At 65.1% G+C, this 20,689-nt stretch carries 16 protein-coding genes; 8 read left to right on the top strand and 8 right to left on the bottom strand.

Features of this window, described 5'->3' with window-relative positions; genetic code table 11:
- Window positions 1-5 precede the first annotated feature (5 nt).
- From ACZ1II_RS05335 to ACZ1II_RS05320, 4 genes are all read left to right on the top strand, one after another.
- Window positions 6-1,661, top strand: a complete 1,656-nt coding sequence (locus ACZ1II_RS05335; protein ID WP_465143378.1) for a sensor histidine kinase — start codon at window positions 6-8, stop codon at window positions 1,659-1,661.
- Window positions 1,658-2,320, top strand: coding sequence for a response regulator (locus tag ACZ1II_RS05330; RefSeq protein ID WP_465143377.1), 663 nt, complete (start codon window positions 1,658-1,660; stop codon window positions 2,318-2,320). The genes ACZ1II_RS05335 and ACZ1II_RS05330 overlap by 4 nt, the downstream gene beginning before the upstream one ends.
- A gap of 1 nt (window position 2,321) precedes the next feature.
- Window positions 2,322-3,326, top strand: coding sequence for a lysylphosphatidylglycerol synthase transmembrane domain-containing protein (locus ACZ1II_RS05325; protein ID WP_465143376.1), 1,005 nt, complete (start codon window positions 2,322-2,324; stop codon window positions 3,324-3,326).
- A 128-nt stretch (window positions 3,327-3,454) separates the two neighbouring features.
- Entirely contained in the window at window positions 3,455-3,958 is a 504-nt protein-coding gene (locus ACZ1II_RS05320; protein ID WP_465143375.1) for a hypothetical protein, read from the top strand.
- Window positions 3,959-4,100: 142 nt separating this feature from the next.
- On the opposite strand, the gene ACZ1II_RS05315 is transcribed toward ACZ1II_RS05320, so the two are convergent.
- Genes ACZ1II_RS05315 through ACZ1II_RS05290 form a run of 6 tightly spaced genes read right to left on the bottom strand, consistent with a single transcriptional unit; the run spans window position 4,101 to window position 10,731 of the window.
- Window positions 4,101-5,543: a GMC family oxidoreductase N-terminal domain-containing protein gene (locus ACZ1II_RS05315; protein ID WP_465143374.1), complete on the bottom strand. Its 1,443-nt coding sequence runs from the start codon at window positions 5,541-5,543 to the stop codon at window positions 4,101-4,103.
- Window positions 5,540-5,911, bottom strand: a complete 372-nt coding sequence (locus ACZ1II_RS05310) for a hypothetical protein (RefSeq protein ID WP_465143373.1) — start codon at window positions 5,909-5,911, stop codon at window positions 5,540-5,542. Before ACZ1II_RS05310 ends, ACZ1II_RS05315 begins: the two co-directional genes overlap by 4 nt.
- Window positions 5,904-6,599, bottom strand: a complete 696-nt coding sequence (locus tag ACZ1II_RS05305) for an HAD family hydrolase (protein ID WP_465143372.1) — start codon at window positions 6,597-6,599, stop codon at window positions 5,904-5,906. The genes ACZ1II_RS05310 and ACZ1II_RS05305 overlap by 8 nt, the downstream gene beginning before the upstream one ends.
- A 13-nt stretch (window positions 6,600-6,612) precedes the next feature.
- Window positions 6,613-7,620 (bottom strand): UbiA family prenyltransferase, encoded by a 1,008-nt coding sequence (locus tag ACZ1II_RS05300; protein WP_465143371.1) that lies wholly within the window; start codon window positions 7,618-7,620, stop codon window positions 6,613-6,615.
- A 53-nt stretch (window positions 7,621-7,673) separates the two neighbouring features.
- Window positions 7,674-9,254 carry a glycosyltransferase family 39 protein gene (locus tag ACZ1II_RS05295; protein WP_465143370.1) on the bottom strand — a complete coding sequence of 527 codons (1,581 nt, stop codon included), beginning with the start codon at window positions 9,252-9,254 and terminating at the stop codon, window positions 7,674-7,676.
- A gap of 4 nt (window positions 9,255-9,258) precedes the next feature.
- A complete protein-coding gene (locus ACZ1II_RS05290) occupies window positions 9,259-10,731 on the bottom strand; it encodes an aspartate aminotransferase family protein (protein ID WP_465143369.1) in 1,473 nt (490 codons plus the stop codon).
- A gap of 291 nt (window positions 10,732-11,022) precedes the next feature.
- Between ACZ1II_RS05290 and ACZ1II_RS05285 the strand changes: the two genes are divergently transcribed.
- Complete coding sequence (locus tag ACZ1II_RS05285; RefSeq protein ID WP_465143368.1) at window positions 11,023-13,125, top strand: transglycosylase domain-containing protein; 2,103 nt, start codon at window positions 11,023-11,025, stop codon at window positions 13,123-13,125.
- Between the two features lie 21 nt (window positions 13,126-13,146).
- Here ACZ1II_RS05285 and ACZ1II_RS05280 read toward each other — a convergent pair whose 3' ends face one another.
- Together ACZ1II_RS05280 and ACZ1II_RS05275 are read right to left on the bottom strand one after the other, a co-directional pair.
- Complete coding sequence (locus ACZ1II_RS05280; RefSeq protein ID WP_465143367.1) at window positions 13,147-15,912, bottom strand: putative bifunctional diguanylate cyclase/phosphodiesterase; 2,766 nt, start codon at window positions 15,910-15,912, stop codon at window positions 13,147-13,149.
- A 243-nt stretch (window positions 15,913-16,155) separates the two neighbouring features.
- A complete protein-coding gene (locus tag ACZ1II_RS05275) occupies window positions 16,156-17,877 on the bottom strand; it encodes an ATP-binding protein (protein WP_465143366.1) in 1,722 nt (573 codons plus the stop codon).
- Window positions 17,878-18,019: 142 nt separating this feature from the next.
- On the opposite strand from ACZ1II_RS05275, the gene ACZ1II_RS05270 reads away from it, so the two are divergent.
- The 3 genes from ACZ1II_RS05270 to ACZ1II_RS05260 are packed head-to-tail and all read left to right on the top strand — an operon-like array spanning window position 18,020 to window position 20,684.
- Window positions 18,020-19,429, top strand: a complete 1,410-nt coding sequence (locus ACZ1II_RS05270) for an aldehyde dehydrogenase family protein (RefSeq protein WP_465143365.1) — start codon at window positions 18,020-18,022, stop codon at window positions 19,427-19,429.
- A gap of 20 nt (window positions 19,430-19,449) precedes the next feature.
- Complete coding sequence (locus ACZ1II_RS05265) at window positions 19,450-19,791, top strand: gamma-glutamylcyclotransferase family protein (RefSeq protein ID WP_465143364.1); 342 nt, start codon at window positions 19,450-19,452, stop codon at window positions 19,789-19,791.
- A complete protein-coding gene (locus ACZ1II_RS05260) occupies window positions 19,788-20,684 on the top strand; it encodes a bestrophin family protein (RefSeq protein ID WP_465143363.1) in 897 nt (298 codons plus the stop codon). The genes ACZ1II_RS05265 and ACZ1II_RS05260 overlap by 4 nt, the downstream gene beginning before the upstream one ends.
- The last annotated feature ends 5 nt before the right edge of the window (window positions 20,685-20,689 follow it).

The raw sequence follows: 20,689 nt of genomic DNA, 5'->3' as shown, positions 1-20,689 counted from the left end.
GAGCAATGGGGCGGACTTTCGATGCGACGGCATCCGGCCTGAGCCGGGCACGCAACGTATTGCTGATTACCGATCCCAACCGGCTGATCAGCTACGGACGGTTGGTCACGGCGATCTTTGCGGTTGTGGCCATCTACCTCGACCCGACCCAGCCGGCGCGCTATCGGACCGAAGCGCAGGACGTGCTGGCGGTTTACCTCGTCATGGCGATCCTGCTGGTGGCCCTGCCGATCCGGCGGCCGGTGGACAGTCTCGTCCATTTCGCCGTTCATGTGCTCGATACCGCGATCCTCGGCTGGCTGGCCTTCCTGACCAACGAACTGACCAGCCCGTTCTTCTCGTTCCTGCCGTTCACCTTGCTGGCGATGACCGTGCGCTGGGGCTTCACGGGCGCCATGGTCGGGGCGGTCATGCTGGAAGTCGTGCTGTTCGCGATCGGCATTCCCGACATTCTCGACGGCGAATCCGAACTGAATGTGCTCATCATCCGCACCGTCTACTTCATCGTCTGCGCGGTCATGCTCGGCTACTTCGGCGCCTATCGCGAGAGCAGCCGCGAACGACTGACTCGGCTGGCAAGCTGGCCGATGGATGCGGGGGTCGGCGACCGGCGCGGATGGCTGGCTGAACTGTGCGGTCATTCCGGCGCGGTGACCGGCTGCGAGAGCCTGATCCTGATCTGGCGCGAGCAGGACGAGCCGACCGGTTTCATCGCCTATTGGCGCCGGGAAGGACTGCGGCTCCTACCGCTCGATCCGGTGACTTATCGCAGCGTCTTTGCCGAGGCGCGGCTCGACTTCATGGATCGTACGCGTGCCAGCCTGCTCGATTCCGAAGAGATGGCCGGGCTGAACCATGTGCTCGATGCCCTGGAACTGCCGCGCCCCCGCTCGCACGACTATGCCGTACGCTCGGGCTTTTCCGGACTGCGCTTTCGCGGCGCCATGATCGTGGTCGATCCGGACGGACGGCCCGAGGACGCGCTGGCGCTGACCGAGATCATCGCCGCCCGCACGGGTTCCGAACTGGAGCATGTCGAACTGGTCGCACGCAGGGCCGACAGCGCACGCGCGGAAGAACGCAGCCGTCTGGGGCAGGACCTTCACGACAGCGTCCTTCAGGACCTGACCGCGACGAGCCTGAAGCTGAGAGCGCTGGCTGCGCGCGAGCCGGAAATGGCGCAGGACCTCAAGGCCATCGAGGAACTCGTCACCGGGCAGCAGCGCCGCATTCGCCGCTTCGTGGAAAATCAGCGTGACGTCGATGCCGATCAGCCGACCGACATGGTGGCGGACCTGCAAAGGCAGGCCGACCTGCTTCAGAAGACCTGGGGCGTCACCGTCGCTTTCGACTGGCACGGACGTTCCACACAGTTGCCCCGCAATCTCGTGCAGGAAGTGATTGCGCTGTTTTCCGAGGCGACCGCCAATGCCGTGCGGCACGGCGCCGCCACCCGCGTCGCACTGGAAGCTCGCCGGGTCGGCAGTGCGCTCGAACTCGGGGTGGCGGACAATGGGCGCGGGCTGGGCGCGGCAGCGAACGGTAGGGGCTCGGTCTCGCTGCGCAGCCGCGCGATGCAACTGGGCGGTTCGATCGCGGTGGATGACAGCGCGGAAGGCCTGCGCGTCACCATGGTCATCCCGCTGGAGGTGGCTGCATGAGCCTAGTCGAAGCGCATCTCTGCCGCGTCCTTGTTGCCGACGATCATCCACTGCTGCTGCGCGGACTGGCCGACCTGCTCCAGGCGACGGGCGAGATCGATCTGGTGGAAGCCACCGGCAGCGGCACGCGCGCGCTGGCCGTCATCCGCGAAAGACAGCCGGATGTGGCCGTTCTCGATGTGTCGATGCCGGATCTCGGCGGGCTGGCGATCCTGCGGGCGATCCGCGAGAGGGGCTGGCCGGTGCGGGTGATCTTCCTCTCCGCGACGATGACCGGGCGGCAGATTGCCGAAGCCATCGGGCTGGGGGTCTGGGGACTGCTGCTCAAGGACTATGCGGCGGATTCGCTGCTCGATTGCCTGCGGCAGGTAGTGGCCGGTCGCAAGTGGTTGCCGGAGGACCTCGTGGCCAAGGCAAAGCGGGGCGGCGGCGTCGATATCGGCGGCGAGATCGCCAGCCTGACCCCGCGCGAGAAGGAGATCAGCGCCCTGGTTTGCCGGGGCTTCTCCAACAAGGCGATCGCCGGAATGGTGGGATCGACCGAGGGCACGGTAAGCATCCACCTCCACAACATCTACCGCAAGCTGGATATTTCGAGCCGCACCACCCTGGCGACGCTCTTCGTGAAGTACCAGTCCCAGATCAGCGACACGTTCTGAGATGGCGGCCGAACGCGCCTCTACCGGCGGTGGCAATCTGCGTTTCTGGCTGGGTGTGGTGGTGGGAACGGCTTTCCTCGCCTTGCTCTGGACTTCGGTGGACATGGCGGCGGTGGGTGCGCTGCTGATGCGGGCAAGCTGGCCGCCTCTGGTGCTGGCCCTTGCCGCTTATGCCCTGGACTTCCTGCTGCGCGCCTGGCGGTTTCGCCTGCTGCTCGATCCCGAGGGGCGTAAGGTGCCGTTCGGGCCGAGCGTCGCACCTTTCGTCGCCAGCTTCGGGATCAGCGATATCCTGCCCTTCCGGCTCGGGGACGTGTTCCGGGTCTACTGGTTCCATCGCCGCTTTTCGCTGCCGATGGGGCATGTGCTGGGGGCGATGGTGGTCGAGCGGGTGCTCGATCTCGTCTCGATCCTGATGGTGGCGGGGCTGGCGCTTCTGCTGGTCGATACCGCTCTGCCCGCCGAGATCGTGGCGCAGTTCCGGCTCTTGCTGGTCGTCGCGGTGGCCGCGAGCCTCATCGTCCTGTTCTCGCCCGGCCTTATCGAGGCGGTGGCGGGCTGGGGCGAGCGCAAGTTGCCGATCGTGCCGGTGACGAAGCTGTCCGGGACGGCGCGATCGGTGGCGGCGGCCGTGCGCGGCACCGGCGATCCGCGCCGCATTTTCGGCATGGTCCTGCTGTCCTTTGCGCTCTGGCTGCTGGAGAGTCTCGTTATGCTCGGCGCCTGGATTAGCCTCGGCGGGGGCCTGCCGGAATGGCTGAAGCCGCTGGTGGCCTTTGCCTTCTCGACTTTGGGGACGCTGGTTCCTGCCTTGCCGGGGCATTTCGGTTCCTACGAGTTCTTCGGCATGCTGTCCTACCGTGCGGTCGGGGTCGAGGCCGAACAGGGGGCGGCGACGATCCTGTTGACGCACCTGCTGCTCTGGCTGCCGACGGCGCTGTTCGCGCTGGGCTGGCTGGTCTCGATGCGGCGGCAATCGCCGCTCACGGTGCTGAAGGCGCACTAACCATCTGATTTCAAAAACGCATTATCGTGGGAGTTCGTTCGGGCGCTTGCTTGGGGCGGTTCGTCGATGCAGAGGCGCCGCCCCGTCCATCGCTGCCGATCAATATGCGCCATAATGAGGTTTTCACGATGCCGACCACCCGATCCTTCGCCCTCCACGTCCTTGCGGGAGCAGCTGTGCTGGCCGGTCTGACGGGGCAGGCGGATGCGGCGGCATCGGCGCTGGCCAAGCCCGATCCGGCTCAGGTCGAGGGCGTGGACAGGGCGCTGGCATCGGCTCCGCCTGCCTTGAAGTCCGACGTGACGGCGGCCCTGCCGACGCTTCGGCCCTATATGGTGACGCTCATGTGCGTGCAGGACGACCGCGCCACCCAGGGGTTGGTCGCGAAGTTCGTCGGCTCGCGCGGCACGGCCATGTTCAACGGCTGGGCCGGAGCCAATTCCCCCGGCAAGCGCATCCGCAGCCATGACATGGTGGGCTGCCTTTCCGTTACCCGCATCCAGAACTGGAAGCGCGTCGCGGCGAACGAGTTCAGGTTCGACATCCTGTTCACCGCCGACGACAGCGGCGAGAGCTATCTCTGGAACACGGTGGTCCACAAGGAGCCGGACGGCACCTGGCTGATCGCTTAGGGTCTGTGGGGATTCAGTCCAGGTGGAGCCGAGAATGGTGGACTTTCGTGACCCGGAGCGCAGCGTACTTTTATGTACGCGAGCACCGGAAGCGCGAAAGGTTGCCGTTCGCAGGCCCGCATGGGCTGAATCCCCACAGACCCTAATGGAAGCGGCGGGTCAGGGCCTCGGTGGCATTGCGATGGGCGACGGCCATGACCGTGCCTTGCGGGTTCACCGAGGTCGGCCCGCAGAGCAGCGAGGCGTCGTTGATGTAGAGCCCGTCGGCGCCGTGGACTTTTCCGAAGGAATTGGCGGCAGTGCGCCGGCGGTCCTCGCCCATCGGGCAGGACGAGAAGACATGGACCGAGGTCATGTTGCCGTCGCTCGCCTGTAGCACCTCCGGCAGGTGGGCGAGGTCGCCCGGCGAGTGCAGGTCGGGATAGCCCGCGAGGCAGGGGTAGATCCGCTGCGCTCCGGCCGCGAACAGCGCCTCGCAAAGTCGCCGCAGGCCTTCGCCGAGCACCGAGAGGTCGCCTTGCGAGAAGCGCACACGCACGATCGGGTCCTCGAAGCCGGGGAGGTTGCGCACGCTGGCCTCGCCGCCGCCGGACTGGACATAGTAGATGCCCATGCGCCGCCAGCGCTCCGCGACCAGTTCCCAGTGATCGGGACGGCCTGAGAGGGCGACGCCGAGCATCGCCGGGGTGCTGATCGAGCAGCCCATGCCGAAGCGCGGCTCGAATTCCTTGACCTGATGCACCGGATCGAAGTCGTCCGGGCGGTTCACGTCGCGGTCGAATTCGGCGACGACCTTGACCATAGGGTGGAAGCGCAGGCTGTCGCCGACATTGTGCGAAATGCCGGACCGGCGCAGCAGGGCCGGGGTCTGGACGGCGCCGCAGGCGATGAACACGGTCTTGGCGCGGAACGTGACTGGGCGTTGTTTCCCGTCTTCGCCGCGGCGGCTGCCCTGGGCGATCCAGTGGCCGTTCATCCGGCGCAGACGGGCGATGCGCGTCCGAGGCAGAAGCGCACCGCCCGCTGCGACGAAGCGCCGGACGAAAGTGGCGGACATCGATTGTTTCACGCCGCTGTGGTGGTCGTGGTCGTAGCGGTACAGGCGCGGCGCCTCGATCGCCAGCCAGCCTTGCGCCAGCGCGCCTTGCTGGAGTCGCCGCGACATATCGGAGGCGGCGGTGCCGGCATATTCCACGCGGGCGACGGCCTCGCAGGCCTCGAAATGCGGCGTCATTCCGGCAAGATCGAGGTCATCGACTGCGAAGCGGCGGCGCCAGTCGTCGAAGACATAGCCCGGCGTGCGATGGTAGAGGCCGCGATTGACCTCGCTGCCGCCGCCGACGCAGCGCCCCTCCACCCAGGCCAGCTTGTGCCGCCCGAGCGCGACGCCAACCCCGGCGTTGCGGTACTTGAGCAGCATCTCCTCGCGCGAGAAATGTGGCGCGGCTTCGAGGGCGAGGTGATCGCCTTCCTCCACCATGACGACATGGCGCCCGGCCTCGGCGAACAGGGTGCCGCTGACGGCGCCGCCGGGGCCGGAGCCGATTACCAGGATTTCGGTCTCGATCTCGCTCGGGCCGTTCATGCGGCGATCCTCGCGGCCGGGGCGCGGTCCTGCGCGAGCGGCAGCGAATAGAGGCCGTAGCAGGCGAACGTCGTGTAGAACGCGATCATCGAGCGGCGGAAACCGATGCGGGACCGGCGCCAGGCTTCGACATGGGCCTGCCGCTCGGCGGGAGCGAGGCGGGAGAAGCGGTGGCCATGGACCGGCAGCGGGGCCATTTCGAACATCATGGCCAGCATACGGAAACCGATGCGGAAATAGTCGGGCATTCCCGCCAGGGTGGAGCGGACATAGTCCGCCACCACGCCGCGCTCGGAGGCGGTAAGGCCGGGGCGGGCCTCATCGACCAGCACCTCCACCAGCGCGGCGACGGTATCGGGCTTAGACATGGCGGGCCTCCGCGAGAATGGGTGCGAACGGCGGGTCGTCGAAGCGCCGGAACATCGCGTCGCCACTGGAATGGCTGCTGCGGATCAGCGCGGGCACGCCGATGGCGGCGGCCCCTGCGGCATCGCGGTCGGCCCGGTCGCCGATGACGAGGGTTTCCTCGGCGGTCACGCCCGCTTCCTCCAGCAGGGCCAGCAGGCCGGTCGGATCGGGCTTGAGGCGGCCGACGCCATGGTCTCCGGACCAGATGACGTGATCCGCCTTGAGGCCCAGCGCGGCGAGTTTGGCGTTGACCGGATAGTCCGACCAGACCGCGATCCGCCGTCCCGTCGCCCGTAGCGCCGAGAACAGGCTGTCGATCCCGCGCGCCTTGTAGCGGGGGAGGTGGGCGAGCGGGCGGCGCTCGATCCATTCTTCCACCAGCGCGCGCACTTCGCCTTCCGAGCAGCCGCAGCGCCGGGCGGTGAGGCGGAACTGTTCGTTGGTGAAGTCGTCACCCTGGACCTGTCCCAGCAGCTCGCGGATCTGGCGATAGGCGCGCAGGGTCTCGACCGTGCGCAGGCTGCGGCGCAGCAGGCTGTGCTTGACCAGTTCCAGCGCCATCGCGCGGCGGAGCGGGGGCTGGTCGTAGAGCGTGCCGTCGAGGTCGAACACCACGAGCCGGACTTTGCTCCAGGCGACCTCGGTCACGATCTCCACTCCCTTACTTGCCGTGGCCGGGCAGCATGTCCACCGGGGTGAAGCTGCGGTTGGTGAGGCTGGTGAGGCTGGGGACGTCGACGAAGGAAAGCGCGAGCAGCACGCCCACAGTGATCGCCAACGTAGTCATCAGACGGCGCGAGCGGAACATGCGCTCCGGCCGCTGGGCGATGGAGTCGCGCAGCATGGAGAGCCAGAGGTAGCAGCCGAACAGACCGGCGATGAACGGGAAGGCGAGGATATACTCGACCCGGTACTTGATGAGGAACACGCCGAGGAAGAAGGACGAGAGCATGGCATAGACCAGGCAGCTCACCACCAGGCTTTCCGCCGTGTAGCCCGCGAAGGACTTGCGGTAGCGAGTCAGTGTCTCGATCCCGACCAGCGCGGTGATGTCGCGATATTCGGAAAGGCGCTTGGAGCCCATCAGGAAGGCGCCGCCAGCCCAGTAGGCGAGCAGGAGGCTGGCGGGCGGCATGCTGACCGGGTCCATCATCAGCCAGCCCAGGGTCAGGCGGATCGGGTTGTTCACCGATTCCGAGATCACGTCGAGGAACGGCCGGTCCTTCGAGCGCAGCGGCCGCACGTTGTAGAGCAGGCCCGAGGCGAGGAACACGAACGAGACGGTGAAGAACGCACTGCCCAGGGTCGCCGCGAGCGCCAGTCCGAACACCGCGAAGACCGCGTATTGCAGATAGACCAGCATCGGCGAAAGGCAGAGCGAAACCGCCGTGCGGTGGTGCTTGCTGGGGTGATGGGCATCGAATTCGCGGTCCAGCCACTCGTTGATGATGTAGTTGGCCGAGGCGATGGCGATGGCCACGACGAAGCCGATCACGATCCGCGCCGGGGCGTCCAGCAATGAGGGTTCGCGCAGGGCATAGGCCAGGATCAGGCCGGGGATCACGAAGACGTGCTTGGTCGCGTGATCGAAGCGGGCGAGGCTCAGGTAGTCCCGCAAGCGCGCGGTCTTGCGGCCTGTCGTGGCGACCTTGATCTTGGAACCCGTCATTTCAGTGGACATTTCCGATTGCTCCTGACGCGGAGGGGTTGGACTGCGGGCGTTCACGGATGCGCCGTGGCGGCGACGCGATAGATGCGGCCATCGGAAAACAGGCCTGCGGGTTCGAGCGCCAGATCGCGCTTCAGCCGTGCTTCGCTGGCGAGGTAGAAGCGCCAGTCGATGCGATCGAAGCAGATCACGTATACCGGCAGGCCGGAATTTGCCTGAGCGCGGAGGTGCGCGATCTGTGCCTCCGGCGGATTGGCGGGATCGGGACGGTCGGTGCGCAACTGACGCTCCTGTGGCACCAACTGCGCCCGACGATCGGCCAGCAGGGCAATCACATCGGGACCGTTGGAATAGAGGATGGCGTTGCGGGGCAGGGCGTCCACGGCGGCCATCGTTGGCGAGGCCTGCCAGTCGAGGCTCAGGAAGCCGTTGCCCTCGCGGTAGTATTCGTGGGTGCGAACCGAAGTTCGCACGGTATGTCCGGCCAGCACCAGCACGGAGAGACCGGCGAGTGCCAACCAGACCTTGCGAATGCCGCCGAGGCGCCGGTCGAGGCCACTCGCCTGCGTGACGACCAGCATGACCAGGACGACATAAGCTGGAAATCCGTAGCGCCCGACGAACTGGAGGTTGGCTTCAAGCGCGGTGGAGAGCCAGACGAAGGCGAGATAGCCGACGAAGAACAGGCCCAGCGTCAGCGAGCAGGCAATCCGCAGCTCGCAGGAGATGTCGAGGCGAGACCGGCGCCAAGCGGCGAATTGCCGGGCGAACTGCCAACCAGCAAATCCAAGCACGACGGCGAGCAGCAGCACGCGCAGCGCCAGCGGAACCGCATCGGGCAGCAGCCAGGCGGCAGTCGTTTCCAGATTGGCCCACCACTGCACCGGCCCCATGTTGCCGTAAAACTTCAGTTCCCGGCCGATCGAATGGCCAACCGTCAGCGTGCTCGCCACCACCCAGCCGAAGAACAGCAGGCCGCCGGGGATCGCCATCAGCGCGCTGTCGGTCAGGCGGCGGGAGATGGTCAGGCGCGGATCGGTCAGGATCACCAGTACGATGGCCGCGCCGAGCGGCGGGGCGGTGAAGCGGGTAAGCGTCGCCATGCCCAGCATCAGCGAAGCGACGAGGAGGTCCCGGCGCAGGCCACGTTCGAAATAGTCGAGTGCGAACCACAAGGTCAGCAGGATGAAGGTGATGAACGCAGGTTCGGAGATTACGGCGGCGTGAAGCGAGACGAACTGCGGCGCCAGCGCGATGAGAGCGGTGCCAAGCGCGGCATAGCGCCAGTCGTTCGTGATGCGCCGGATTAGCGAGAAGAGCAGCAGGACATTGGCGGTAAGAGTGAGGATGGCCCAGGCCACTGCCGCAGTCAGCAGCGGAATGCCCAGGGCATGGGGGAGCACCAGCATCCAGTGATAGACCGGCGCGTCGTAGGGGACCGGGCTGATCCCCATGTAGCGGGTGCTGTCCGGCGAAACGACCATGCCCTGATGGATGTTCAGCCGGAACAGCACCAGCGACAGCACCAGCAGGACGGCACAAGCGAACCATCCACTGGACGCACTGCGGACCGTCTGCCTGTTGGCGAAGGGGTTGCGGACGGCGGGGGTGAGCCTCTCGGCGGGAGTGGCCATGGTGTCAGCTCAGCACGCGCTTGATGTTCTTGACCACGAAGCGCACCGTCGCATCGGCCACTCCCCGCCCCAGCACATCGTCGAAGGCCTCGATCAGGTGGTCGATCTGTGCTTCCGAAACGATATAGGGCGGCATCAGGTGCAGCAGGTCCCGTGCACCGGGCTGGAAGTGGACGAGGATGCCGTGCCGCTCGTAAAGCTCGCGAGCCATCGCTCCGATAAGCACCGTTTCATACGTGACGAACAGCGAGTTTGTGCGAATGTCTATAGCTTTTTCAGCTATTTGCTGTCCGAAGTTGAGCTCGATTGCCTGGAAACAGCCTTTGCCGCGCAGCGAGATGATCTTGCGTGGATATTTCTCACATAATTTCTCAAGATTGGATCGCAAGTAATTGCCAATCAATCCTGCCCGTTCGATAAGCTGCTCGTCTTCCAGCACGTTGAGGGTCTCGATGCCCACAGCGCAGCTTTCGCCCATGCCGCTGAAGCTGGAGCTGTGGAGGTTGCAGTCGTTCTTGTTGCCATAGGCCTTGTCGAACAGGGCCTGCGAGGTGACCATGGCGCCGAGTTCGCGCTTGCCGCCGCCCAGCGTCTTGGCAAGCGTGACGACATCGGGAACCACGTCCTCGTGCATGAAGGCGCAAAACTTGCCGGTGCGGCCCATGCCGACCTTCACTTCGTCGAAGATGGTCAGGATGTCGTTCTCGCGGCAGAGCTTTGCGAATTCGGAGAGGAAGCCCGGATCGGGGACATGGCAGGAGGTGCCGCGGATCGTCTCGAGGATGCCGGCGATGATGCGGTTACCCTTTTCGAACTGCTCACGGGCAATCGCTTCGCGGACCGAGGCGATGTCGCCATAAGTCGCGAAGACCACGTTCTCCTTGGGCACGCCCATGATGAAGCCGCTCTGCACGTCGGTCGCGGTGGTGAGGGAGAGGGGGCCGTGGGTCTTGCCGTGGAAGGCACCCTTGAAGCAGAGGAATTTGGTCTTGCCCTTGGGCGTCTGCACCCGCTCGCAGATCTTCATCGCCGCTTCGTTGGCCTCGGTGCCGGAGACCGCGAGGAACGAGACATTCAGCGGCTCGGGCAGGAAGCGCGAGATGTTGTAGGCGAGCGCGCCTTGCAGCTTGTGCGGGGCGATCTTGATGCAGTCCAGCACCTTGCGGTCGTGGCAGAGGCGCTCGGCGGCGATAATGCGCGGATGATTGTGGCCGAGGCCGAGCACCCCGAAGCCGCCGGAATAGTCGAGAATCTTGCGGCCACCCCGCAAGGTGATCTCCGCGCCCTGGGCGCTCTCGATATCCATGTGCGCAAAGCCGAGAATATCGAAGACCTGGAGCATGTACTTGTTGAGGTGCGCGGCATAGAGTCCCATCGCGGTCTCGTTGTCGAGCGCGAGGCTCTGCTCCAGCGTCAGCAATCCATGGTTTTGCCGATCTTCGCGGCTTGGAGCTTCGATCTTCGCAAGTGCCGTCACGCTCGTTCCCTTCCTCAAGCGGAATGGAGGGAAAATACCGCGCGGCGCGGGGGCAATGTATCTACAGGACCTTATAATACCGAATGCCCGGCCTGGCCCGCGACCTTAGCCCGAGGGGAAGTCGGCCTACTCCTGCTGGATAGGCCGGAATGACGATTATCGTCGGGCCGGGTCTGCGGTTTGTCGATTTTGCGACAAGTTTTGCCTCGCAAGCTGTCACGGAACCCCGTATTGGCGGAATTCGGCCCGCAGGGGGCTCGATCGACGGGAATTGCAGGCGAAGCCGAAGACATGGCCTTGACGTTGGATAACCTGAACAGCCTGCCGGATGGCGGGCCGGGTCAGGACGCCCTTTCCCCGCCGCCGCACCCGCTACCTCCTTCCGAAGGCCAACCCGGTACGCCTCGCAAGGGCCGTTCGCGCTGGTGGTGGTTCTCACGCGGGCTGGCGGGTCTGCTCATGCTGTTCTTCCTGGCGATTGGGTGGCTGGTCGTCACGGCGCCGCTGTCGAAATCGCTGCAACCGATCTCGCCGCCGCAGATCACCCTGCTCGCGGCGGACGGCACGCCGATCGCCCGCAACGGTGCCATCGTCGATGCGCCGGTCGAAGTGAAGAAGCTGCCGGTCCACGTCGGCCAGGCTTTCATCGCTATCGAGGATCGCCGGTTCTACGACCACTGGGGCATCGACCCGCGCGGGATCGCCCGTGCGCTCTGGAGCAATGTCAGCGGCGGCAGCACCCAGGGCGGCAGCACGATCACCCAGCAGCTGGCCAAGTTCACCTTCCTCACCTCCGAGCGCAGCCTGACCCGCAAGGCGCGTGAAGTGCTGATCGCATTCTGGCTGGAGGCATGGCTGAGCAAGGACGAGATACTCGAACGCTACCTCTCGAACGCCTACTTCGGCGACAATACCTATGGCCTGCGCGCCGCCTCCATGCACTATTTCCACCGTCGTCCGGAGAATCTTTCGCCTGCGCAGGCGGCGATGCTGGCGGGGCTGATGAAGGCGCCCTCGCGGCTGGCGCCGACCAACAATTACGACCTTGCCGAGAAGCGCATGAAGCTCGTGCTCCAGGCCATGGTGGAGGCGGGCTACATGACGCCGCAGCAGGCCCGCGCCACCCGCGCGCCGCGCCTCGACGTGCGCTCGCAGAACGACCTGCCGACCGGCACCTACTTCGCCGACTGGGCGCTGCCGCAGGCACGCGGCCTCGACGAGGCGAGCTACGCCGCGCAGACCTACAAGACAACGCTCGATTCCCGCCTCCAGGCCGCCGCCCGCCGCGCGATCGAGGCTGCGCCGCTCGGCAAGGCGCAAGTCGCGCTGGTGGCGATGCGGCCCAACGGTGAAGTCGTCGCGATGGTCGGCGGGCGCGACTATGCCAAGTCGCCGTTCAACCGCGTGACCCAGGCCCAGCGCCAGCCCGGCTCGACTTTCAAGCTCTTCGTCTATCTCGCCGCGCTGAACGACGGCTGGAAGCCCAGCGACACGATCGAGAACACGCCGTTCGAGATCGGCTACTATCGTCCCCAGAACGCGGGTGGTTCCTATTCGCAGACGATCACGCTGGCCGACGCCTTCGCCCATTCAAGCAATGTCGCCGCCGTGCGCCTGTTCCAGAAAGTGGGCGACAAGGCGGTGATCGACATGGCGCGCAAGCTCGGCGTCACCGCGCCGCTGCCGCAAGGCGATCCCAGCTTGGCGCTGGGCACTTCCAGCATGACGCTGATGCAACTGACGGCTGCCTATGCGGGCATCGCGGGCAATCGCTTCCCGGTCGTGCCCAGCGCTTTCAAGGCCAAGGAAGAGGGCTGGTTCGACGGGTTGCTCAGTGGCCGCAGCAGTCTTTCGGACAGCGTGCACGAAAATATGGAAACCCTGCTGCGCGGCGCGGTCAATCGCGGTACCGGGCGAGGGGCGCGGCTTCAGGCGGCCAATTACGGCAAGACCGGCACGAGCCAGGAAAATCGCGACGCGCTCTTCGTCGGCTATGCCAAGGACCTGGTAGTGGGTGTCTGGGTCGGCAACGATGACAATACCCCACTCAAGGGCGTTTCCGGCGGCACGATCCCGGCGCGTATCTGGCGCGACTTCATGCAGCAGGCGCTCGGTGAACGGGCCGCGCCGCGCCCCCGCGCGACCGAGAGCCCCGATCCGGAAGGTCCGGTCCAGCCGCTCGACGTGCCTGATCTGCAGGATATCCCGCTTGGCGATGCCAACCTGCGTGTGGAGCAGGGCAAGGCTGTACTAACGACCCAGATCAACGGCGCTCCGGTCGATGTGAAGCTCGACCAGAACGGTCTTCAGATCGATGGGCGGAAGGTGATCGAGCAGATCGTGCAGCCGAAGCCTCAGCCGCGTCCCGATGCGCCCCCTTCACCGCAACCCTAAACCAGGCGGCGGCAGGGAAGCCTAATTGCTGCCGAAGCGGGAAGGGACACGATCGTCGTTTCGCCAGCAGAACCGCCGGCTCGATCCCGGCCAGTTCTGGACGAAGGCGCCGACCCGTTCGGCGCCCAGCGCGCGGCCGAACAGGAAGCCCTGGGCAATGTCACAGTCCAATTCGCAGATGCGGCCAAGTTGGGCTTCGTTTTCGACGCCTTCCGCGACGGTGCGGATATCCATGCGCTGGGCGATGTCGATGATCCCGTGGACGATGGCGAAGTCCGCGCTGTTCGCGCTGCCGAGACGGGAGACGAAGGATCGGTCGATCTTGAGGACATCCACCGGATATTGCTGGAGATGCGTCAGCGAGGCGTAGCCGGTACCGAAATCGTCGAGGGCGATGGTCACGCCCGCTTTCGCCAGAGTGGTGAGAGCACGCTCGGCAGTGGAGGCCATGTGGCCGAGGAATACGCTTTCCGTCACTTCGAGTTCGAGTTCGGACGGGGCAAGATCGAGCGCGTGCAGGCGGCTCAGGATGCGCTCCGCGAAGTCGTCCCGCCGGAAATCGACTGGCGAGCCATTGATGGCGATGCGCCCCACGGCATGGCCCTTGTCCTTCCACTCGGCCATGTCGCGCAGCACCCGGTCCAACATCCGGTCGGTAAGTTGGATCGAGAGGGCGCTGTCCTCGAATGCGGCATGGATCGCACCGGGCGGTTGCAGGCCGCGCTCGCGGTGATGCCAGCGCAGCAAGGCCTCGAAGCCGGCGATCGCACCCGAAGTGAGGCAGATTTTCGGCTGATAGAACGGTAGAACCCGCTCGTCGCCCAGTGCATCGCGGGCATCGCGTAGCATGCCGTTGCGCAGATCGACAGCCTGGCGAAGTTCGGGATGGAAACTTTCGACATCGCCCGAACTCTTCGCCTTGGCGGTGTAGAGCGCTAGGTCGGCGCTCTTGAGTACAGCCTCGGCATCGTCACCATCGTTCGGCCAAAACGCGACCCCGGCACTCACCCCGACTTCGACGACGCTTTCGTCGATCGTGATCGGCTGCGCCACCTCATGGAGGATCTTGCGGACAAAGGCCGAGCAATCGTCCTGCGCATCCAGAGCCGGCAGGATCAGTGCGAATTCGTCACCGCCGAGCCGCGCGGCCATCGCGCCCTTGGGAATCCCCGCCGAAAGCCGCGCCGCCACGCTCTTTAGCACCATGTCGCCGGCGCCGTGGCCAAGGCTGTCGTTGATCGACTTGAAGCTGTCGACATCGAAAACGACGACGCCGACTTTCGTGCTCCGGGCTCGGGCGCGGCTCAGTTCCTTTTCGAGTTGCTGGTAGAAGCAGGCCCGGTTCGGGAGGTCAGTCAAAACGTCGTGATAGGCTGCCCGGCGCAGTTCGGCTTCTGCCCGCCGCGCCTGGGTCACGTCCTGAAGCGCACCGATCGATCGCCGGGCCTTGCCCTTGTCATCGCGCAAGGCATAGCCGCTCGAAAGCAGGTGGACGTAGGAACCATTGGCGGCGCGAAACCGGAATTCATGCTGCCATTTGTCCGACTTGCCCGAAAGCACTTCGGCAATCAGCGTATCGACTTTCGACAGGTCGGCCGGATGGATGTGATCCCGCCACCAGGCGATGCTCGTGCCCTGAGCGGCATCGACGTGGCCATAGACATTGTCGATGCCTCCGGCCCATTCGAGACGGTCGGTTGCGTGGGACCAGTCCCAGATCAGGTCCTTGGTAGCTCGGGAGGCCAGCCTGTAGCGCTCCTCGCTGTCGCGCAGCGCAGTTTCGGCAGCAACCTGCTGATCGATGTCCTCCAGATTCCCATACCATTTGAGAATTCGCCCCGTCTCGTCCCGGCGCGGGTAGGAGCGGGCACGAACCCAGCGATAGCCCCCGTCTGCCTGACGCAGGCGGTAGCGCACGTCGGCCACGGGATTGTCGGCGGAATGGAGCGCCCTATGCCATGCCTCCAGCACGCCCGGCAGATCGTCGGGATGGACGGCGACCGTCCAGCCCGTGCCCATGCCGTCCTCCACGGGAATGCCGGTCATGATCGTCCAACGCGGGCTGATTTCGCAGATGGAACCGTCCGGATCGCTGATCCAGGGCAATTGCGGGTTGAGGTCCACCGAAGAGCGGTAGTGTTCCTGGCTCTGTTCGAGAGCGTTCAGCAGCCCCTTCATTTCCGACCGCGAACGTAGCAGTTCGAAGAAGGTCGAGCGGTTCGTCGCCAGGGTGCGAAGGATGACGGCCGCTGCCAGCAGGAAGGTCACGCCGGTGCCCGCAAGATACCAGTCCCCCGAAAGCAGGAGGCGCCCGGTCATCGGCGCGGCACCGAACAACAGGACCAGACGGGCCGCGGAGGGCAAGGCCTGAAGGCAATAGCAGCAACCGATAGCGCCGACGAAGACATAGAGCGCGATCGAGCCGAGGTGCTGAGGATCGGTCAATTCCAGCAGGATCAGAGCCCAGCCGCCGAACAGCAGGCTGAGCACAGCGGCGGTGATCCGGGTGCCGCGCAGATAGCGGCGTATTTCATCGGTTCCGGCCTCCCGCTTGCGACGCGACAGCCACAGGACAGCACGGATCGTGGTGATCGACAGAAGACACAGCGGCATGCCGAGGCCGATCATCGGATGAACGCCGGGGCCAGCGACAAGCGCCAGAAAGGCCGCGTTGATCGTCATCAGCAGATACATGAGCGGAATCTGCTTCCGCAAGCTCAGGTATTGCTCGCGGATCAGGGCCTGGGAGGGGTCATGCAATTCCTGGGGGTCGGGCAAAGTCTTCACATGGGAGTTTATAGAATGCCAATGGGGTGTCACGTTCCGGCGGCGCGGTTAAGATTTGATGTGTCCACAACCAGGGTCCACCAAGGATTTTTCCGGCCGGTTTCCAGATGTTCGATGCCCATTTCCCAGATCATCCTGCTATCGGGTTGTAAAATAAGCTAACTTGTTCCAGCCAAAGCGGCAGCAGGAAGGAACCGTTTCGGTTTCGTCTGCTGACGGACATCCTGAAACGCGAACATGGGATCAGGCGATTTTCCGGATCAGGTGCAGGCCCGAGCTTTCTTCGAGCAGGCGCAGGCTCGGCTGTCCGGCAACGATTTCACGAAAGCTGGAAAAACGCGGCGGCTTGAGCAGGTAGCCGGCGGCGCCGAGTGCGGCGGAACGCTTCTGGTCCGGTTCGTGATCGGAACCGCTGCACATGATGACGAGAACGTCGCGCAGGGCTTCGTCGTCCCTGATCTGTTCCAGGAGGCGGAACCCATCGACGTCGGGCATATTGATGTCGAGCAGGACAAGATCGATATCGGCACCGGGCGCGGCGAGCAGGCGATGGGCTTCCCGTCCGTCGCGCGCGCTTTGCAGGTTGCAGCGCAGTTTCGGGCGCCTGAACAGCGCGATTTCGGTCATTTCCAGATCCGCCTCGCGGTCGTCGACGATCAGGACGTTGGCCGTGGCGGGAAGATCCGTCCCATCGATCGCTGGAATTTCGGGCTGTTCGGCTTCGGGAAGTGAGAAGGTAAATCTGGCCCCGCCGCCTTCGCTGTTTTTGCAGTGTATCGTTCCCCCATAGAGCGAAACGATGCGCCGGCAGATGGCAAGGCCGAGGCCGGAAGCGTCGTTGCGATGGACGAGGCGGCGGAACGGTTCGAACACCTGCTCACTCTGGCCGGGCGGAATGCCGTCCCCGTCGTCGCTGACGGAAAAGACGTGATGATCCGCGATCCGGCTGCAGGCGACGGTGACCGTGATTGCGCCTTCGTTATGGAGAATGGCATTGGCGACGAGGTTCTGGATCAGTTGCCGCAGATGAACCGGATCGGCGAACAGCGTGGGCAGCGACTGCTGGACGATCGTGATTTTCCGCTCGTCGATGATCCGCCTAAGGCTTTCCCGGACTTCGGCAACGATATCCCCGAGCATGCACAAGGAACGCCCGGACATTTCGGTCGAATCGAGCCGGGTATACTGGGCCACCGAGTCGATGAGCGATTCCATTCGGGCTGCGGAATCGCCGATGTAGCGTAGATAGTTTGCCTGGGTTTCCTGGTCTTGCCCCGCGTCCTGGAGCATTTCGGAAAACGAGACGAGGGTCCGCACCGGCTCGCGCAGGTCATGGGCCAGGGCGCGTGTGAAGATGCCCAGGCTGGCATGCTGCTCGCCGATGCGGATTTGCTGTGCCTGGAGCGTCAGGATCATGTCCTGGAGCCGGGTGTAGAGTTCGGCGTTTTCCAGCGCGACGCATGTCGTATCGGCCAGTGCCTGAAGCACGGCGATCTCTTCCGCCGAAGGGATGCGCTGCGTGGACCAGTAGTTGCCGATAGCCCCGATCGGCTTTGTCCGGCGGATTGGGACCATCGCCAGACTCTTGACGAATGTGGGACGGTAGGCGTCCACCGGCACGCGCGGGTCGTCGTAGATGTCTTCGATCACGACGTTCTGCGCATTTATCATCACCCAGCCGCTGACGCACTGGCTCATCGGGAACCGCCGCCCCTTCCACAAGGGCGTAATGGCGTTTTCCTCGGCATAGTAGCAATCGTCGCCGTCGCGCAGGACGAAGGTTGCGCCGTCCGCACCCGTCAGGCTGCGGGCAGCCTCCCGCACGACGGCCGTTACCGCATCGAGGTCCCGCGCATGGGACAGTTCCTGCACGTAAGCAACGAGCCGCTCCATGGCCGAGAGATACCAGGACGCCGGGGAAATGAGGGTCTCAGGGACGTGCGGCAGTGCCGAAGTCTGTTCCATGTTATTGGGCCTTCGAAAGCGAAGCCGATTGCGTAACCGGTCATAGTTCCGCGAAAGTTTCGGGAAAACGAAGAATGGATTAGGTATCTCGACCGGGTCGGCTCCCCTGTACGAAGCGCGGCGACGGGCCTAGAAGCGGGCGATGTCCTTCCGCCTGCTTATCGACGGCCGCCTTCGTGACGGCGCTTCCACCCTCGATGTTCTCGATCCCGCCACCGGCACGGTGCTCGCCGCCAGCTGGTGCGCCGACGAAGCGCTGGCGGATCAGGCGATCGCCGCCGCCCAACGCGCCTTGCCATCGTGGCGCGGCGCATCTGCACAGGACCGGGCAGTTGCTCTCGATGCTCTGGCGGAAGCGCTGGAGCGGGAAGGGGAGGCATTCGCCCGTCTCCTTACGCAGGAGCAGGGCAAGCCCCTGGCCGAGGCGCGGGGCGAGGTCGGCGCATCGGTTGCGGCGCTGCGTTATCATGCCGGGCTGAGGCTGGAAGACCGCGTCCTCGCCGAGACTACGGAAGAGCGGATCGTCGAGCAGCGCTATCCGCTGGGTGTCGTCGCCGCCATCGTGCCGTGGAATTTTCCGCTCCTGCTGCTCGTGCTCAAGCTGGCACCGGCCTTGGCGGCGGGCAACTGCGTCATCGCCAAGCCCGCACCGACCACGCCGCTCACCGCGCTCAAGCTGGGAGAACTGGCAGCGGACCTGCTGCCACCGGGTGTGTTCCAGACGCTCGGAGATGCCGGATCGCTGGGGAGTTTCCTGACTGCGCATCCCGGGATCGCCCATGTCAGTTTCACCGGATCGACGGCGACGGGCCGCAAGGTCATGGCATCTGCGGCGGGGACGCTGAAGCGCTTCACGCTGGAACTGGGCGGCAACGATGCGGCCATCGTGCTCGACGATGCCGATATCGCTGCCATCGCACCTCGCTTGTTCGAGGGCGCCATGTCCAATGCGGGGCAGGTCTGCCTCGGTATCAAGCGCATCTATGCGCCGCGCGGCCGGATCGATGCGCTTTGCGATGCGCTGGCCGATCTGGCGCGGCAGGCGGTGGTCGGCAGCGGTCTGGAGGAGGGGGTAACGCTCGGTCCGGTCCAGAACGCCGCGCAGCACGCGCGCCTGGCCGACTTGCTGGGAGAGGGCCGTCGTCTGGGCCGGGTGTTGACGGGCGGCACGCCGCTATCGGGGCCGGGCTGGTTCGTGCCGCCTACGGTGATCCGTGACTTGCCCGAACAGGCGCGGCTCGTGCGGGAAGAGCAGTTCGGCCCGGTCATTCCCGTGCTGGCCTATGACAGCGTGGAAGAGGCCGTGGCCCGCGCCAACGACAGCGAATACGGTCTCGGCGCTTCGGTGTGGAGCGGGGATGTCGAGCGTGCCTTGTCCGTGGCTTCGGAAATCGAGAGCGGGCTCGTCTGGGTCAACCGGGTTTTCAACCTGCCTTTCGAAGTGCCGATCGGCGGGGCCAAGCAGTCGGGTATCGGGCGCCATCAGGGGCTTGCGGGCATGGAGGAGTTCACCCAGGCCCGCATCGTCAATGCGGCGTTGCATTCGGTTTAAGACGGCATACAGGATTGAACATGCAGGATATCTTCCTCTTCTCCTACGGCACCTTGCGGCAGGCTGACGTGCAACTGGCCCTGTTCGGCCGCGAAGTGACGGGCACGCCGGATGCCATGCTGGGCTGGCGGCAGCGCATGATCGAGATCACCGACCCCGAAGTCGTGGCCAAGAGCGGCACGCGCTGGCACCCGATGGTCGAGCGCAGCGACAGTCCGGAGGATGCAGTGGAAGGCACGCTGTTCCGGATCACTCCGGAAGACCTGGCCAGCGCCGATGCCTACGAAGTCGATTATGAGCGCAAGGAAGTGCGCCTGCGCTCCGGCGTCACGGCCTATGTCTATGGAGATCCTGAGGAATGATCGTCCGGCCGAAGCCGGGGCTGCGGGAAATCCTCTTCGCGGTAAGCGGCTCGATCCTGCCTCGCATCCTCGGTCGGCTGCTGACGATCGCGGTCATCTGCGTGATCGCGGTATTGGCGGCGCGCAGTCATCCGGGGGTATTCGTCCAGATCAGCGCGATCCCCTTCACCCTGATCGGGATCGCCCTTTCGATCTTCATGAGCTTTCGCAACAATGCCTGTTACGACCGCTGGTGGGAAGGAAGAAAGCTCTGGGGATCGCTGGTCATCGCCTGCCGTTCGATCGCCCGCCGCATCGCGCCTCTCGAGGAGGCAGAGCGCCGTTATTTCCTGCTGGGCGTGATAGGCTTCACCGCCGGCCTCGCGGCGCGGCTGCGCGGCCGCGACGAACCGGAGGCGATAGAGGTCCATTGCGGGCCGGGACCGTGGAGCGCAGCGGCTAACCCCAACGACGTATTGCTGCGCGAACTCGGCGCGCGAGGCTTTGCACTGATGCAGTCGGGACGGATCGGGCCGATCCATCATTCGCTGCTGGAAGAACAGCTCCATCTCCTCGCGCAAGTCCAGGCGGGCTGCGAGCGGATCGCCCTGACGCCGGTGCCATTCAGCTATTCGCTGCTGCTCCACCGCACGGCCTACATCTTCTGCCTCGCCCTGCCGTTCGCGCTTGCTGGAACGCTGGGCTGGTGGACGCTGCTGCCGGTCCTGCTGGTGAGCTATACCTTCTTCGGCCTCGACGCGCTGGGCGATCAGCTTGAAGATCCATTCGGTCTCGAACCCAACGATCTGCCGCTCGATGCGATGACGCGGACGGTCGAGCGGGAAATGCTGGAAGCTCTGGACGAACCCTCATTGCCGCCGCCGCTGGCGCCGGTTTCCCATGTCCTGCACTAAGGAAG

The organism is Novosphingobium sp. BL-S-20 (assembly GCF_055521635.1).
Note: the sequence above shows the minus strand (reverse complement) of the source record. Positions and strands in the feature narration are given on the sequence as shown.